Below are 17,029 nucleotides of genomic sequence, written 5' to 3'. Positions count from 1 at the left end.
ATCTATAAGGCTAGCTTATAGTAGATACTAGTTTTTTGGCTCTTTCATCTTGCAGCCAACAGCTGACTGAATGCTCATTCCGAAACAAAATTTCACCAGGATACACGCGATCACACACTTCCATTGCGTAAGGACACCTAGCAGCAAACGAGCATCCAATAGGAGGTGCAAATAAGTCTGGCGGCGAACCAGCAATTGGCACGAGGTCTCCACCACTCAAATCGAGACGTGGCACAGACTGTAAGAGACCTTTTGTATATGGATGCTGCGGTTGATAAAAAATATCTCTCCGCTTTCCTGCTTCAACGATTTTACCTGCATACATGACGGCTATTCGGTCTGCGACTTGGGCCACAACTCCTAAATCATGCGTAATCAAAATAATGGATACACCTGTTTTTGCTTGAATCTCTTTAAAAAGCTCTAAAATTTGAGCTTGAATCGTTACGTCTAAAGCCGTTGTCGGTTCATCGGCAATGAGTACTTCCGGTTCACATACAAGAGCCATGGCAATGACAATCCGCTGTCTCATACCTCCGCTAAATTCATGAGGATATTGTTTCAAGCGCTCTTTTGGATTTGGAATTCCAACTAAATTAAGCATGTCTAGTGCTTTTTTATTCGCTGCTTCTTTTGTAATATTTTCATGCTGCATCATGCTTTCTGCAATTTGTTGCCCTACCGTAATTGTTGGGTTCAATGCAGTCATTGGATCTTGGAAAATCATTGAGATATCCGCGCCGCGTATCTTTCTCATTGCCTTTTCAGAAAGCTTTGCTAAATCCCTTCCCTTAAATAAGATTGATCCTCTTGTAATCTTTCCTGGAGGATTTGGAATCAACCTCATAATGCTTTGAGAAGTTACGCTTTTCCCACATCCTGACTCGCCTACAATCGCGAGCGTTTCGCCTTTATATAAATCAAACGACACGCCTCTAACCGCTTGGACCTCACCGCCATATGTAGCGAATTTCACAGTTAAATCTTGAACTTCTAAAACTTTTTCCACTGCGCTTCTACCTCCTTAACTTTGGATCAAGGGCATCTTGTAAACCGTCCCCTAGCACGTTAAATGCAAACATGGTGATGGAAATAAAGAAAGCCGGGAAAAATAAGCGCCACCAATAGCCAGATAAAATAGAAGATAAACCGTCGTTTGCCATTACCCCCCAGCTGGCAAAAGGCGCTTGAACACCTAATCCTAAAAAGCTTAAAAACGCTTCGGCAAAGATAGCTGTTGGAACCGTTAATGTCATTTGAACAATAATGAGTCCCATTGTATTAGGTAACAAATTTTTCTTAATAATTCTGGCTGTTTTTGTGCCAAATGTTTTGGAAGCAAGCACAAATTCATAGTTTTTTATTTGCAGAACCTGCCCTCGGACAATTCGGGCCATTCCAATCCACCCTGTCACGGAAAGTGCAAGGATGATGGTTGATAAACCAGGTCCCATCACCACCATTAGCAAGATGACGACTAGCAAGTAAGGAAGACCATATAGGACTTCAACAATACGCATCATCACGTTATCTGTGCGACCGCCTTTATAGCCAGCAACTCCTCCATAAATAACGCCGATTATAAAATCAATTAAAGCAGCCATTACTCCAACGAATAATGAAATTCTTGCTCCATACCACGTTCGAGTAAAGACATCCCGTCCTAAATCATCTGTTCCAAACCAGTGTTCTTTTGAAGGTGGCTGATTTTGATTCGCAAATGCCGTTTGCGTGACGCTGTGGGGAGAAATCATCGGTCCCATAATGGCCATGATGACTAATAAAACTAAAAAGATTAAACCTAGCATTGCTAGCTTGTTTTTCACTAATCGTAGCCATGCATCATGCCAATAAGACAAGCTAGGACGCACAACAGCTTCAGCCTCGGTGCGATCTTTTTGCTTTGGTACAAACCATTCATCAGGAATGTTTACTGGCTCTTGTGCTTTCAAATCACTCATGCTCATCCTTCCTTTCGATGTAGTTTAATTCTTGGATCTAAAATGCCATAGGCAATGTCTACTAAAAACAGCATAAAAATTAAAATGGCGCTATAAAACACTGTCGTTCCCATAATGACCGGATAATCACGCGTGTTTATACTTTCAACAAAGTATTTTCCCATACCAGGTATAGCAAAAATCTGTTCAATAACAAACGTCCCTGTCAGTACGCTAGCAGCAATTGTTCCCAACACCGTTACAACAGGAAGCAACGCGTTTCGCAAAGCATGCTTAAATACAATCTTATAGGGGGAAAGCCCTTTAGCTCTTGCTGTTCGGATATAGTCTTGTGTTAACACTTCAATCATACTTGCACGAGTTAAGCGCGCGATAATAGCCATTGGCCCCGTCGCAAGAGCAAGCGTTGGTAAAATCATATGCTTCGGGCTCGTCCATGTAGCAGCCGGCAAAATCGCCCAATCAACGGCTAGCTTTTGAATAAGCAGCGTTGCCATAACGAAGTTGGGAATCGAGATTCCGATAACAGCAATCGTCATAGCTAAATAATCGACAATTCCATTGCGGCGTAGTGCAGCTACAATTCCAAGCGCAATACCTGAAAATACAGCTACAAGTAAAGTGACCATTCCAAGTTCAAAAGAAACGGGAAACCCGCGCCCCAGCAAATCATTTACTGTTTGAGACGGCTGCTTAATTGATGGTCCAAAATCAAACGTAACAATGGATTTTATGTACATAAAATACTGGACAATTAATGGCTCATTTAAGTGATAGTACGACTCTAGATTTTCTTGTACAGCTTCACTCGTAGCTCGCTCTTCGTTAAAAGGTGAACCTGGTATAGCATTCATTAAAAAGAAGGTTAATGTTACAATGACCCACAATGTGATAATCATTGAAATAAAGCGCTTCACTATGTATGTCTTCATTTTTAATCACACTTTCTAACAAAATGTAGTTCGCATCGCAAGTTCTGTCATAACAAGCATCGCTTGATATGCTTCTAAAATATCTTTCGCTTGAAAGCTAACGGTTGTTGAATTAGGCTCAATTTTTGTACCTGGCATTAAATTGGCCCATTCCGCTTGACCATAATTATTAAATTCGATTCTCAAGGTTGGTTGGGTTGGTGGTAATAAAGGGTTGACTAAGTGTTTGTTTTGAATGGCAATTTCAACTTTTTCTTGAAGTAATTGTTCTGCTTTCTTAGGAGTAAGTGTTTGTGCTGCAGAACGAGAAATGGCTTTTTTAACAATTGCTGTCGTAATGTTTGGAATGAGTGATGTCGCTTCGGTGGTTGTATAATCATCTCCTGCTACAAGTAAGATGGGCACTTCATAATATCCTGCGACGTAAGCATTAAATCCGAGCTCACCAACGGCTACGTCGTTTATATACATATTTCGCACTCCGAAAGTCATAGCATGTGACATAACACCAGGCATTCCAGCGCGTGAATGGTATCCAATAAACATAGCTCCAGCAAATGAATCATCAAGACCTTGAACCATTGAATATGGCTTAACGCTTCCTGAAATTAAAACGGCTTCAGGATGTAGGTCTTCAACTAACAGGTTATTCATACTTGAGTGGCTATCGTTTACAACCACTTCTGTACATCGGCTTTTTAAAGCAGCTGTGATGACAGCATTGGCTTCTTGCGTCATAATGCGCCTACTGCGCTCATAGTTTGCTTCTTGTAAAAAGACGTTGCTTTGATCCACGAGACCAGTAATTCCTTCCATATCAATAGATACGTATAGCTTCATCTTTACACTCCCTTCTTTGTTTAAAAGAGTTAATTGTAGTAAATATTAAGAAAATTATAAAATATTTATTCAATTTTTTCAATATAATATTTATTGTTTTTGGAATAAATTGTTTATTTCTGTCTATCTCTCTATTTACCCTACATATTTCGTCAATTTTTGCACCGTTTCTTTACCTGCGTCGATATACCTACAGCATTTGTTTTCTAGATTAATATAGAGATATCGCTTTCAAAACAACGATTTCGTGGTAAAATGTAAAAAGTTACTAGCTAAAACAAACTAGATTTAGACAGATTAAACATGAGGTGCATACTATGATTCGTACGTCCATTGCTTCTTTACAATGGTTTTTATTTATGATTTCTAATAGCATTATCGTTCCAATTGTCATCGCTTCTCAATTCAACCTTTCACCAACAGAATCCATTGAATTTTTACAGCGGACGCTTTTCATTCTTGGAGCATCAGGCTTACTTCAAATCTTCATCGGACATCGATTACCGATTATGGAAGGCCCGGCTGGCGTTTGGTGGGGCGTATTTTCCCTTTATGCCGGCTTAGGAACAGTTTTATTTGGTTCGGGAACGGAAACGCTTCAGGTTTTACAATTCACGATGATTACAAGCGGGATTATTGCTTTATTAATGAGTGCTTTTGGCCTTATTGATAAGCTAGCAAAATATTTTACCCCAACCGTAACGGGTACTTATTTAATTTTACTAGTAGCACAGCTAAGCGGTTCATTTTTAAAAGGGATGCTTGGCGTAACAAGCGATAACCCTACTATTAAACTTCCAGTCGCGTTAGCTTCAGCTGCTATTTTACTATTGGCTTTTTATATGCTGTCACATCCGCTATTTAACAAGTTTAGTATTATTGCAAGCATCGGCATTGGTTGGGGACTGTTCGCCCTTTTAAACTTAACGGATCAAATTACGTTTCAACCCAACCTCTTTTATATCCCTGAACCGTTTGCTTTTGGTCCCCCAAAAATAGAATGGAGCATGGTAACAACTGCTTTCTTTGTTACGCTTATCTTAATTACAAACATGCTCGCTTCCATACGCGTCGTTGAATCTGTTTATGAACGTAACGGGACAAAAACAAAAGGAAGCTATATCAAACAATCAGGCATTGCTTCAGGCATTAGTCAATTACTTGGAGGCGTTTTCTCTGGTGTCGGGGCAGTTCCAATTTCGGGGTCTGGAGGCTTTATTTCAGCAACTGGTATATACAGTCGTTTACCGTTTATCGTAGCGTCGTTCTTATTATTATTTGTGAGCATTTTTACTCCGCTCACTTCCATTATGTCTAGCTTACCAACAGCCGTGGGCTATGCTGCTATTTTCCCTGTCTTTGCGAGCATGATTGCATTAGGCATGCATGAGTTTTCCAATACATCTGCTCCTTATCAAGCCATGAAAAAAGCTGGAATTCCTCTATTCGCAGGAATTGGAGTTATGTTCTTACCTTCGGAAGCTTTTTCTACACTGCCTCCACTGGTAACGACATTCTTGAGCAACGGTTTGGTGTTAGGTACGCTCATTATTCTTGTTATCGAAGTGTACTCATCTTTTCAAGAACGCCGCCTTTCTAAGAAAAGCAGCCAATAAAAAAAGTGCTTTGCATATGTAGCTGCAAAGCACTTTTTTCATTTACTTAACACGTAGCAAACGAAGATCTTCGTCTCCTTTTGCCATCTCATAAAACTGGCCGCTTTCATCTTGTTCCAATACAAGGTGAAGCTCTTGTTCCGCTTGTTTTATATCTCCTATACTCGCTAGGTAACAAGCTAAATTGTAGCGAATAAACAGGTCATCTTCTTCCTCTAATCGCTTTGCCATAAGCTCCGCTGCAACTTGTGTCTGCCCCGTTAAATGATAGGCAATACCAAGCTCTACATACAGCAAGGTGTTCGTTTGGCCATTTTCAATTCCTTCATTGAAAATGCCAATGGCTTCATCATAACGTTCTATTCGATTATATAGCTTTCCTAATCCAGCATAAACGTTGGGATCATATTTTTGCTGCTTTAAAAGTTGTTTAAACTTTTCCTCCGCTTCTACTTCACTTCCTTGCTCACCGAGTAGAATCGCTTGATATAATAAGAAATCAAAGTTGTAAGGCTCTATATCTAATAAAAATTCGAGAAAAGATAAGCCTTTTTTTATGCTCTCATCATCATGATCGAGATTGATGATAATATGCATTAAATGATGTCCAATACTAAGGTCTTCCGTTTCTTTTAACTTTCTCTCTAACAAAGCAATAGCTTCGTCTTCCATCTGCCTTTCTTCATAAAAGCTTGCTAGCGCATGCACGGCTTGTACATTTGTACGGTCTAGCTTTATAGCCGTTTCATGTAATTCAATGATCATACCGAAAAGTGCAATCATTGTTGCTTTTTCTTTAAACTTTTTAATCGTACGCTTTAGAAATGCGCTTTCCTCTTCTACATCATTAAATTCTTCGACTACTGCTTGCAGTGCGACCGCTGTATTCATATAGATAAATGCCTTTTCTTCCTTTGGGACATTTAGTTTCTTTAAATGAGTAGACAGTGTCAAAAGTTCTTTTCGGGATGGGAAGCATTCCAGCCACGTTGCATAAAACAGCTCTTCTTCCACGTTTTCTTTAATAAGGGTTAGCATAACCAACTTCGCTTCTTTAAGATTTCCTTGTTGAATACACCAATTTGCATAGTGGTGCTGTACGGCTTGTTGATTTGGACTCATCTCTAGCGCTTTTAACAAGTACTTTTCCTCTTGGTCTTTATCACCTTTCGCACCATATACATAAGCTAAACTATCCATAACCCATCCTTGAAGTGAAGGTGTGTCAACGGTTTCTAAATAGTTAATGAGCTCTGCATAGTCGGATTCTGTCTTACACAAATGTGATAAACGCTCCATATTCACATCCAATGGATCGAATTGCAGTACGGTATATAGGTAATCTCTTTCTGCTGCTTCATCTTCTTCCATTCGAGCAATTAGTATTAAGTTCTCATACGCACCGCTGTTTCGACGATCATAATACACGCTTAGCTCATACGCTTCTTTAGCTTTTCCAACTAAATCCATCTCTTTGTAAACTTCACCTAATCGATAGTATGAAAAGCCATTTGGTTCAACTCTCAGCGTCTCTTCATAAAGAGCTATCGCTTCATCATATCGCTTCTCTTCTTCTAACAGTACGCCAGCATAGCATCCATAAAGAATTTCTTTTGGATTCATTTTCCATTCTTGTTTTAAGAAGGTAACTCCTCGTTCTAATTGATCAAAATCATTCATAAATCCAACATACGATTCTAAAGCTTGATCTAAATCCGTCTCTAGGCCAGCAAGACCTTTTTCAATGAGAGAGATTCCAACCTCTATCCCCTCTTGAAGGCCGTTTTCTTTGCAAAAATGTACCAACGCATTCCCAGCGTCTAAATAAGCATCTTGATCGTACTCTTCAGCTATTAAAGCTTGTTCATACAGCTTTAAAGCTCCCGATAAACGGCCAGCTTGCAGATAAGCATAAGCAAGGCCATTTTGAAGCATTGGCGTATCAGCATTTGCAAAGAGCTGAATTGCTTTTTCATATTCTTTGTTTTCAATATAGAGATCTCCAAGAAGACGTGAGAGCGTTTCGTTGCTTTCGACTTGCTTAATTCCTTCACATAAAATAGTCTCAGCTTTTAACGAATCGTCTTTTTCATGTTGATACCAATCTGCTAAGGAAATGTACGGGTAAAGCATATCAGGCTGCAGGTGCTTTGCTACCATAAAGCCTCGATAAGCTTTTTGTCCTTTTTCTAAGCGCTGATCACACTTAGCGCGTTCATACCATAGAAATGCGTCTGTGCGATCATGACGCAATAACTCATCGAAAATAGTTCGAGCTTCTTGAGTCTTTCCGAGGTCATTTAAAATCAGTGCATGATTAACTTTTGAAAATGGCTCTTCATCATAAAAGCTTAGTGAAGTGTGAGACAGTTCAAAAGCGTAATCAACATCGTCTTTATAGAAATATGCAAGAGCTAAATAGCTCAGTACAAGATGCTGCTCAATATCTAGCTGCAATGACCGCTGAAAATACGTAATTGCCTGCGTATACTGATCATCTTCAAAATGAATCCTACCTTTTAAGTAATAATAAAATGAACTCGTTCGTTTTTCTTTAACTTGTTGCAAGAGCTCACCTGCTTTTTGTTTTTCACCCGTTCGGAAAAACGCATAAGCTGTGTGTAGCCTAATATAGTCATTGTTTGGATACGTAGTAAGCAGTTTGTGTAACCACTCGAACGTAACTTGACGACTATCCTCTCGAAAAATGTGCTTAATGCCAAACAAAGGAGAAAAAGGAATATCTCCATGTGACTCTAGAAGCGCTATTAGCTGTTGAATATAACGCTCTTCATCCTGCTCAACTAGCTCTGTTATGCGATATAATTCTTTAAAAAAATAGTGATCACGCTCTGAAAGAAACGCAAGTCCTGCTTCTTCTTTACAAATAGCAATTGATAAATAGCCTGAGTTTACGTAAGCTCGTTCAAACTCACTATACTCAACCAGCTGAGGATTTAAAAAATTAGGATCCTGTACATAGAAAGCCTGTAGCTGATCATTATAACCATATACCACTTGAACATGTGAAGCATGCTCAAATTCTACGCTAACAAGTATTGGTGTACCGTTATGAAGCAGTTGCTTATACGTCTCTATAGTCCCTGTGAAAAAACGACAGCTATAGCCTAGACTTTCCGTATACTCCACCGCGGTTGAAAGTTTTGAACCAAGTTGGCTATAAATATGTTCAGCAATTTCATCTTGTGTCTTGGGTTGGTTAAATAAGCTAAGAATCATGCTTAAGCTTGCCGGAACGCAGTAGTTATCTTTTTGAATAATAGGTTTAATGGGTAACTTCACAGCTTGTCCATCATTCATTAATTTTGCGTACGGCGTATTTTTCAAACTCTCTTCTTGCTCTACTAATACCTGTAGCTTGCTTGCATTTTTTAAATAAAAATAGGCTTCTGCTTTGAGCTGTGTAAAATAAGAATGATACTCTTTTGTAATGAGTATTTGTTCCAAGTCATTAACAGCCTCAAGAAGCTCCTCATAGCACTGTAAATCTTTTAGTTTTCTAACTTTCTCCATATATAATGCAGGTAGCTGAGGATACATGCCCAAAGCTTCATTAATCGTATGTAAAGCTTTATCATGCTCACCTTTTGCAGCGTATAGGTCCGCCAAAAATAAAAAGCACATATCAGATTTTTTATTTTCACCGATACCCTCGCTTAAATAATATTCTGCTTTTTCCCATTCGCCCGTTTGAATATAAAAATAGCCCCATTTATCAAACATTTCGGTTTCATTGTATTGCTCGACTTTTTGCATCCATTCTTTCGCTTCATCAAACCGCTTAATTTCTAACAGAATACGTACCATTAGGAAGTAAGCCGTTTCAATTTGTTTTGGTGTAACTGTATTTAAATCTGTAGTTTTTAATAATAAATCCAATTCTCGCTTTGCTTGTAGCGTCTTTCCTTCACGAACAAATTCATCATATAAAAAGACCGCCATTTGAAATGTGCCAAAATGGCGATAAGCGTATCGAGTAACCACGCTACTATATCGATACATTAACCCGTCATCTAATAGACGAATGAGCTCGTATAAATCATCGCTCGATTGAAACTCAGCAAGCTTTTTCCTTAGAGTAAGATGTGAGGGTGCCTTTTCAAGCTGTTCTAATTCTAAGCGCACAGATTGAAGTCCATCAACAATCCGATGCTCTTCTACATAATCTTTCAACTCTTTTACTGTAATCTTCATCATTCTAGCCACCTCATCTATTCCGCAACCAAATCTTTTAACAGCTCTAATGGTTACTTAACTCTTATCATATCAACGTTTCTACTGTTAGACAATTATTTATTAACAAGGTAATTAACACCATAAACTATCTAATATTAGGGACTTTTTATCGGAAAATTAATATTGTATAAAAAGCAGATTTAATATAAGAAGAACGCGTAAAAAGCGAGGTGTATAACTATGAAAAAAAACAATAAAAATTCTCATTCAATAAGAGCTAAACAAGTTACTGACTGGACGATACGTTCGACAAAGCTTTCAACCAAGTTCTCTTTGCCACCTTTAAAAATCGCCAAAACAAATATCGGTTATTATTATGCCAGAGCAGATGGACAACAGCGCATCTTTACAAATAAAGACCAATTGCCAGGCTACGGAAACAGCGGCATATTGAGCCCTGATTCGGTTTCCTATACTAATTTATTTGTAAACGGAATGCTTCAACCTCCTGCAATTTACAAAGTGGATGAAGGTATACTTGAGCTTTTGTCGACAGATGTCCCTTCCGAGAACACATTAATTTCACTCCAGTTTATTACAATTTATTTAGCTTAAATTCCATAATAAAAAGAAGCAAAAATGTAGCTTTGCTTCTTTCGTATCACTTCATTATGTTGTAACGGTTGTTGAGGAAGCCGGTGTAAAGTTAACAACCTCTACAATAACAGGAGTTCCTGTTAAAATTGATCCGCCTATTGGTACATCAACTGCTACTGAGCCTACGCCCGTAGCACCAGGTGTGTAAGTCGATAACCCTTCCATCTGTAATAAACCATTGATGTACACTTGATAATAGCTATTGCTGCTTTCTAGTGCAGGAAGTGTCGTTGCTGCTGAGCCATCATCCAAAAAAAAGTCAGCAGCATCGATTGTTAGCGTGCCTCCTCCATCCGTTTGTGCAGTCGTAACGTAGAATAACTTTGTATTAACGGGGCTTACGGTTGTAACTGTTGTAGCAGAAGCTAAAATTTTCATAATTTGCAATGCCATCTTCTTTGTCCCTCATTTCACTAATTCATCTTTTCACTCATAGTGTATGGCACAGTAATACAAGTTGTGAGGGACAAACATCTATCTCTAAAATAAAATTAAACCTCAGCTTTTTTAACCTTCACGGCTTCATCTGTTGGTTTGATTGCCTTAAAGACAATGATAGCCCCAATTGCACTAACAAATAAAGACATTTGGAAAACAGCCATATCTGACCATTTCATTAACAATGTATACAATGGGGGTCCGGCAGCGACTCCAACAAAGCGCATGGAACTGTATATTGACGTAATTGTACCTCGCTCTTCTTTCTCAATGCCTTCCGTAATTAAAGCATCTAGACTTGGGAGAGCAACACCTATTCCGATACCGCCAATTACAAGCGTTATGATAATCATGACGATCGAGGTATTAAAGAATAAGATGGGAAAAGAGCAAGTTAATAGAAGAAATCCAAAGAATGAACACCATTTCATCACAACTTTATTCTTACCAATTTTCTTTCCAGCAACATAAGAGGCAATGGATAGTGCAAGCAATGGAATGGCCATAACAAAGCCTTTTTTTGTATTGATAATGTCGTATCTCTCTTCTAGAATTGTTGATAAATAAAAGAGCATTCCAAATAAAACAAGCATGATAATAGCACCTAAAATAAAAATGGCTAACAGCCAGCGAATATTCTTATGAAGAGTACCCTTCACATTTTTAATGAAATCTTTAATGTTTTGTTTCTTTGTATCAGATGATCCTGACTTAGGAGTTTTCACCAAAAAGAGAACAAGTAAGATGGACAATAAACAAAGAATAGGAATAAACCAAAACGGTAAAAACCAAATAAAAGAGGCTAAGAATGAACCTAAAATGGGGCTTAATACTTTACCAAACGTGTTAGCCGTTTCAATTAACCCTAACCCTTTCGTTACTTCCTGTTCGTCCTCAAACATATCCCCTACACAAGGAATCACTACTGGCATGGCACCGGCTGAACCAATCCCCTGAACGGCTCGCCCAATTAGAATAATCCAAAACGGGCTATCCATTTGCCATGAAGCCCACCCCGTAATTGCTCCACCTATCCCTGCTAAAATCAGACTGGGAATGATGACTTTTTTTCGTCCAAAGCGATCTGATAAATAGCCAGCAATTGGAATCAAAAAAATAGCAAATATTGAGTACACGGTAATAATCATTGAGACCTGCATAGAACTGATTTTCAACTGCTTTTCAATGACTGGCAAAACAGGTATGAGCATGGAGTTCCCCAGTGTCATAATAAGCGGAACCGATGCAAGCGCAAGCAAGTCCATTTTTTTTCTACTTTCCATAGCAGCCTCCAGGTAGCGTGATGCTAAACAATTTTAAGCATTTGCCAAACAATGCATATCTATATTTTTTTGCTATTTTATCATTTCCTATTCATGCATAAATCACAATCCTATGATTTAACCATCCCTTGTGTATCAAACCTTTTTAAAAGATTAATCACTCATTTTTTATTCATAAATTATCAAAGTTCGGACAAGATAAAAGAGGAAAAACTCAAAAACCTCTTTCATTTTTCGATAAAAACTATTATATTTAAGTTGTCGTAAGACGTTAGAAGTCTGACGACAACTTGCTAAAAACATAAAGAAAAGGTGGAGAATATGAATTTCCTTTGGGGTCTATTAGGTATTGCATTTATCTTTTTGGTAGCGTTTTTATTATCCAGTAATAAAAACGCAATCAAACCTCGTACGATATTAGTCGGCTTAGCCATTCAAGTTCTATTTGGATTTATCGTCTTAAAATGGAACGTTGGCCGAGCAGCTTTAGAAAAAGTAACAACTGCTGTCCAAAACGTTGTAAACTATGCAAATGAAGGGATTTCCTTCTTGTTTGGTACACTGTCGGATGCAAGTCAGCCTACTGGGTTTATCTTTGCATTTAATGTATTAACGTTAATTATCTTCTTCTCTTCTTTAATTGCGGTTCTATATCATCTAGGAATCATGCAGATTATTATTAAGTTCCTTGGTGGCGGATTAGCCAAACTACTAGGAACAAGCCAAACGGAATCTTTATCTGCCGCAGCGAATATTTTCGTTGGTCAAACGGAAGCACCGTTAGTTATTCGACCATACTTGCCAAAAATGACAAGATCAGAGCTTTTTGCCGTTATGACGGGTGGTCTAGCATCAGTTGCTGGTTCAGTATTATTTGGATATGCAGCTTTAGGTGTACCAATCGAATATTTATTAGCAGCAAGCTTTATGGCTGCTCCAGCCGGATTAATTATGGCCAAAATGATCATGCCAGAAACAGAAAAGACGTCAACAGCTGAAGGCATTGCAATGGAAAAAGATAAAGATACGGTTAATGTGATTGATGCAGCTGCTCGCGGAGCATCTGACGGGTTAAAGCTTGCATTAAACGTAGGAGCAATGCTACTTGCATTCATCGCACTGATTGCATTGTTAAATGGACTTTTGTCTGGAATTGGAAGCCTTTTCAATCTTGAAAACTTTACGCTTGACACCATTTTAGGGTTTGTGTTTGCACCGATTGCGTTTGTTATTGGTGTCCCTTGGAGTGAGGCCGTACAAGCTGCTGGTTTCATCGGACAAAAGTTTGTGTTGAATGAATTTGTAGCGTACTCTTCTTTTGCTCCACAGATTGATCAGCTTTCTGATAAAACGGTCGCTGTTGTCAGCTTTGCACTATGTGGGTTTGCTAACCTATCTTCACTTGCTATTTTATTAGGTGGTTTAGGAAACATGGCTCCAAGCCGTCGCCCAGAAATCGCACGTTTAGGATTCCGTGCTATTCTTGCTGGTACATTAGCTAACTTATTAAGCGCAGCAATCGCAGGTATGTTTATTTAATAGCAAAAGGTGAGACGAATTCGTCTCACCTTTTTAAATCACATCATCATGATACATAAATTGTTTATCAATAATATGTTCAATGTAAATTGTCGTTAACTCACTCTTCTTAACATGAGCGACAATCAAACCTAGCGGATCTCCAATTGTAAAGCTCGTACCATTATGAAATGTAAGCAGTTTTTCATCCAGATGAAGAACGCGCTTATAGATTTTTTCTCTTTCAATATCAGTCCTTTTTTTGGATGCTTCTGTCGTTGAAAACAAAACGATAATTTCATTTCCTTTCACTTGTGTACGGTACACAGCTCTCACTCCTTATCGACAATTAACCTGATAATAAACAGAATTTTTCGATATCTATTTTCATTATACCTCTAAAACAAAGATTAGTAAATACATCCATAATATTACAGATATTTAAATCATTATGTATATCAGTGAAAAAAGCACTCTTTTTATCGCGGTCACTTTACGATGAAAAGAGTGCTCTTCCTCTGTTACAACCTTATTGCTTTGCCTCAGTTAACTGCTGCTCACAAGCTTTTAAATCCGCCATGCACTTTTGAAGAAACTCTTCGTCTACGCCCGTTGCGTTTGCCTGTGCCGCTTCTAATTCTGTGCGCGCGTTTGCTAGAGCTTCTGTTGCTTCACTAAGCTGCTGTGGACTCATGCTCATCGTTGCAGTTCCAATCATTTTTTGCGCCGATTGAATAGAGACTTGAGCTTGTTGCAAATCATTATAACCTGTTGTTACGTCTTGCTTTGAAAAGTTATCCATTCGGAAAACACCTCCTATAGATAGGATAAAGCAAGACGAAAAAAATTATACAGAACTACTTTTTAGTTAATAGCTCTCCGTAATTTTTAATTTTCTCCCCTACCGTACACTCATTAATACAAAACGATTGGGCATACGTTTTTCCGCGTTCTTTATTAAACGTTTTTTTGACAAAGCAGTCATTGCAATAGTAATCTAGAAGCTCTGTTACCTCTTCTAATACTTGCTTTCTTTCCATGCTGCATCTCTCCATTTCAATTAGTACCTATATTCGTTTTCGGCTAGCTATCGTAACTCCTTGTAAGGCTTGTGTTGCAAGCTGATCTGCTTCTTCATTATCTTTGCGTGAAATCGGTTCATAAATTGGTTTAATTCCTAATTCTTGTAGCTTATCTTCAATGCGATCTAAATATTTATTAAAGGTTTCTTCAAAGCAAGGCCATTCACCTGCTAGCTGATTTAATACAACTTGCGAATCTCCTTTAAACGTCACTTGGATGTGATGAACTCCCATTTCTTCTAGCTGCTGTACCGCAAAATAAAAAGCCGCGTATTCCGATTCATTATTCGATTCAATCTGTTCAAGCTGCGTGTTAACTCGAATCCGCTGAGGAAATCCATTTTGTGTAAAGTAAATAACAGCACCGAGACCTGCGACCTGCATGTCGTGGTGAAAGCCCCCATCAAAATATACCGTGATGTCATGAGGTTCCGTTTGAATTTCTTCAAATAACTTTTTGGCTTCTTTTACAGTCCAACGTTGTCCATCTTCACTAATCAAATAAATTTCCTTTGCGCGTCCAGTTCGTTCCAAATCCCCTATGATGATAAACGCTTCGTTTGCATCTGTGAAATCAGAGTAAAACGTCAGTTGCTTTTGTTTGGATGATTTATAGTGCCATTCAATTTGAAATTTCATCTTTCCAGTTCCTTTCATCGGCAATTTTTAAATACCGCACGTAAACTTTTCTACTTTTTTGTATTTTATCACTCATCCTGTCTTTTCATGACAATTATTATCGTGATTTTACTGTAGTTAGCACTAAATTTTTTTATGGTACAATAGAGTTAATTTAATTGCAACTTATCTGACTGACTACGCTATATAATGGAGTGATAACAATGATAGAAGTATACATTGACGGCGCCTCTGCAGGAAATCCTGGGCCATCTGGTGCTGGAATTATTATAAAAGGTAACGGGGAGCACCACCGCTACTCTATTCCCTTACAAGCGATGAGTAATCATGAAGCTGAATTCTACGCCTTAATAAAAGCTTTAGAACTTTGTTTAGAAAAACAGTATACGATGGTTTCTTTTCGAACAGATTCGCAAATTGTAGATGCGGCTATGAACAGAGAATATGTAAAAAATAAAGCTTTTCTTCCTCTCCTCGAAAAAGCCCTAACGCTCTCCAAACAAATAGATTTATTTTTTATTAAGTGGGTTCCAAGCAGCGAGAATAGCGGAGCTGATCAGCTTGCTAGAGAAGCTATTCATCAAAAAGAAGCAGGACTATAAGCTCCTGCTTCAAATCATTCCGGTCTGTTTTAATACTTGCATTGCCTGTTTTCTCGTCTTCACCTTTTGTGCGGCAAGTTGCTCTAGCAGCGCAACAAAAAAGCTACCATCGAATTCCTTTTGCATTTTTAAGGTCCATTCAATGGAGAAAATAACCATTTCATCCGGCATTTTTGTATATTGCTGACCAAATGCAATAAAGCCCTTTGCATCTTCTTTTAAAGAAAAGCCTTTTTCCTCAAGATAAAGAAGGTATTCTTCTAAGGAGTTTACCATTTTTGTCACGATCCGATCCCATCCTTTATAAAGGTTCCTTCTTTATCTTAGCGTATTTATAAAAATTTGACCATTATTTTTCACCAAACAAATAGCCAACTAATCCTATGGTTACACCTAGGAGAGCACCTGCAAGTACTTCTGCCGGCTGATGCCCTAGCATCTCTTTTAGCTTTTGTTCAGTTAAGTCATGAAAGCCTTTATCAGGAAGCCCGGCTAACTTTTCAATTTCTTCATCTAACGTATTTACCTTAATGGTAATTTCACCAGTTTGTCTACGAATCCCTTGTGCATCATACATAACAATAATTCCAAACACGGTTGCAATCCCAAATTCAATGCTAGAAACGCCTTTGGTTAAACCTACATAGGTAGCCAAAGAAGAGACCCCGGCAGAGTGAGAGCTAGGCATTCCCCCCGATGCTCCAATCATTGATACGTCCCATACACCTGTTTGATATTTTTTAATGGGAATTTTTAATGCTTGTGCCAACAATATTGAAGAAAGTGACAAGCCAATACCTTTGTTCAACATGCTCACCTCTTTTACTATTGTGTAAAAAAGAAAATGCCGGAAACATTCACTCGCATCATGAATGTTTCTGGCATTTTCGACGCTCACTATGACTTAGTGATTGTTTTTCTTAGAAGCTTTCTTTTGTGCTTTATTATTCATCTTTGCTGATTCTACTTCAGCATAAGAACCAAATTCTTGGTTATATTGGTTGTTTTTAGCACTTTTAGAAGCTTTAAGCTTTTGGTTAGAAGAATTGTTTTGATTTTGTTGTACATTAAATTCAGATGCAAATTCTTCAGCATGTGCACCGTTTGCTTTTTTAGCAGCTTTCGCTTTTTGAGCTTGGTTAGCTTTGAACTCAGAAGCAAACTCTGTGTTATGTTTTTGTTTTGCATTGTTATTACGTTGTGCATTTGCATTACCTGATTTTGTACGTCCCATTACAATCTCCTCCTTTGTTTGTACCTCGTT

Annotated in this window: 18 protein-coding genes; 4 read left to right on the top strand and 14 right to left on the bottom strand. The window is 38.3% G+C overall.

Translation table 11 applies throughout. The features are described from left to right. Positions 1–10: 10 nt before the first annotated feature. The 4 genes from LZP85_RS06045 to LZP85_RS06030 are packed head-to-tail and all read right to left on the bottom strand — an operon-like array spanning position 11 to position 3,733. On the bottom strand, positions 11–1,009 hold the full coding sequence (locus LZP85_RS06045; protein WP_076513229.1) for an ABC transporter ATP-binding protein: 999 nt from the start codon (positions 1,007–1,009) through the stop codon (positions 11–13). 7 nt (positions 1,010–1,016) lie between these two features. Beyond that, the gene (locus tag LZP85_RS06040; RefSeq protein WP_374955882.1) at positions 1,017–1,961 is read right to left on the bottom strand and encodes an ABC transporter permease; all 945 of its coding nucleotides are present in this window, start codon (positions 1,959–1,961) and stop codon (positions 1,017–1,019) included. 2 nt (positions 1,962–1,963) lie between these two features. After that, positions 1,964–2,893, bottom strand: coding sequence for an ABC transporter permease (locus tag LZP85_RS06035; RefSeq protein WP_119543041.1), 930 nt, complete (start codon positions 2,891–2,893; stop codon positions 1,964–1,966). 15 nt (positions 2,894–2,908) lie between these two features. Next, the gene (locus LZP85_RS06030; protein ID WP_025908196.1) at positions 2,909–3,733 is read right to left on the bottom strand and encodes a M55 family metallopeptidase; all 825 of its coding nucleotides are present in this window, start codon (positions 3,731–3,733) and stop codon (positions 2,909–2,911) included. Positions 3,734–4,053: 320 nt separating this feature from the next. Here LZP85_RS06030 and LZP85_RS06025 point away from each other — a divergent pair, with 320 nt between their 5' ends. Further along, on the top strand, positions 4,054–5,349 hold the full coding sequence (locus tag LZP85_RS06025; RefSeq protein WP_182840826.1) for a purine/pyrimidine permease: 1,296 nt from the start codon (positions 4,054–4,056) through the stop codon (positions 5,347–5,349). 42 nt (positions 5,350–5,391) lie between these two features. On the opposite strand, the gene LZP85_RS06020 is transcribed toward LZP85_RS06025, so the two are convergent. Further along, the gene (locus LZP85_RS06020; protein ID WP_119543039.1) at positions 5,392–9,567 is read right to left on the bottom strand and encodes a C39 family peptidase; all 4,176 of its coding nucleotides are present in this window, start codon (positions 9,565–9,567) and stop codon (positions 5,392–5,394) included. A gap of 219 nt (positions 9,568–9,786) precedes the next feature. On the opposite strand from LZP85_RS06020, the gene LZP85_RS06015 reads away from it, so the two are divergent. After that, positions 9,787–10,161, top strand: coding sequence for a DUF4183 domain-containing protein (locus LZP85_RS06015; protein ID WP_234562075.1), 375 nt, complete (start codon positions 9,787–9,789; stop codon positions 10,159–10,161). A gap of 54 nt (positions 10,162–10,215) precedes the next feature. Here the strand turns inward: LZP85_RS06015 and LZP85_RS06010 are convergent, their stop codons facing one another. After that, positions 10,216–10,596 carry a DUF4183 domain-containing protein gene (locus tag LZP85_RS06010; protein WP_119543037.1) on the bottom strand — a complete coding sequence of 127 codons (381 nt, stop codon included), beginning with the start codon at positions 10,594–10,596 and terminating at the stop codon, positions 10,216–10,218. A 98-nt stretch (positions 10,597–10,694) separates the two neighbouring features. Then, complete coding sequence (locus LZP85_RS06005) at positions 10,695–11,924, bottom strand: bacillibactin exporter BcbE (RefSeq protein ID WP_119543036.1); 1,230 nt, start codon at positions 11,922–11,924, stop codon at positions 10,695–10,697. A gap of 321 nt (positions 11,925–12,245) precedes the next feature. Here LZP85_RS06005 and LZP85_RS06000 point away from each other — a divergent pair, with 321 nt between their 5' ends. Continuing rightward, entirely contained in the window at positions 12,246–13,463 is a 1,218-nt protein-coding gene (locus LZP85_RS06000) for a NupC/NupG family nucleoside CNT transporter (protein ID WP_206782947.1), read from the top strand. Positions 13,464–13,496: 33 nt separating this feature from the next. Here the strand turns inward: LZP85_RS06000 and LZP85_RS05995 are convergent, their stop codons facing one another. From LZP85_RS05995 to LZP85_RS05980, 4 genes are all read right to left on the bottom strand, one after another. Next, on the bottom strand, positions 13,497–13,769 hold the full coding sequence (locus LZP85_RS05995; RefSeq protein WP_035320105.1) for a hypothetical protein: 273 nt from the start codon (positions 13,767–13,769) through the stop codon (positions 13,497–13,499). Positions 13,770–13,971: 202 nt separating this feature from the next. Further along, the gene (locus LZP85_RS05990; protein ID WP_025908203.1) at positions 13,972–14,244 is read right to left on the bottom strand and encodes a DUF2564 family protein; all 273 of its coding nucleotides are present in this window, start codon (positions 14,242–14,244) and stop codon (positions 13,972–13,974) included. A gap of 55 nt (positions 14,245–14,299) precedes the next feature. Further along, positions 14,300–14,482, bottom strand: a complete 183-nt coding sequence (locus tag LZP85_RS05985) for a zinc-finger domain-containing protein (RefSeq protein WP_025908204.1) — start codon at positions 14,480–14,482, stop codon at positions 14,300–14,302. Positions 14,483–14,509: 27 nt separating this feature from the next. Further along, positions 14,510–15,163: a ribonuclease H family protein gene (locus tag LZP85_RS05980; protein WP_061784817.1), complete on the bottom strand. Its 654-nt coding sequence runs from the start codon at positions 15,161–15,163 to the stop codon at positions 14,510–14,512. 203 nt (positions 15,164–15,366) lie between these two features. Here LZP85_RS05980 and LZP85_RS05975 point away from each other — a divergent pair, with 203 nt between their 5' ends. Continuing rightward, the gene (locus tag LZP85_RS05975; RefSeq protein WP_119543035.1) at positions 15,367–15,765 is read left to right on the top strand and encodes an RNase H family protein; all 399 of its coding nucleotides are present in this window, start codon (positions 15,367–15,369) and stop codon (positions 15,763–15,765) included. A 9-nt stretch (positions 15,766–15,774) separates the two neighbouring features. Here the strand turns inward: LZP85_RS05975 and LZP85_RS05970 are convergent, their stop codons facing one another. From LZP85_RS05970 to LZP85_RS05960, 3 genes are all read right to left on the bottom strand, one after another. Further along, the gene (locus LZP85_RS05970) at positions 15,775–16,041 is read right to left on the bottom strand and encodes a DUF6123 family protein (RefSeq protein ID WP_242529579.1); all 267 of its coding nucleotides are present in this window, start codon (positions 16,039–16,041) and stop codon (positions 15,775–15,777) included. 73 nt (positions 16,042–16,114) lie between these two features. After that, positions 16,115–16,573, bottom strand: a complete 459-nt coding sequence (locus LZP85_RS05965) for a divergent PAP2 family protein (RefSeq protein ID WP_061784838.1) — start codon at positions 16,571–16,573, stop codon at positions 16,115–16,117. A gap of 96 nt (positions 16,574–16,669) precedes the next feature. Next, on the bottom strand, positions 16,670–16,999 hold the full coding sequence (locus LZP85_RS05960) for a hypothetical protein (RefSeq protein WP_119543034.1): 330 nt from the start codon (positions 16,997–16,999) through the stop codon (positions 16,670–16,672). Positions 17,000–17,029 lie beyond the last annotated feature (30 nt).

Source organism: Priestia flexa (genome assembly GCF_021441905.1).
GTDB lineage: Bacteria > Bacillota > Bacilli > Bacillales > Bacillaceae_H > Priestia > Priestia flexa.
Note: the sequence above shows the minus strand (reverse complement) of the source record. Positions and strands in the feature narration are given on the sequence as shown.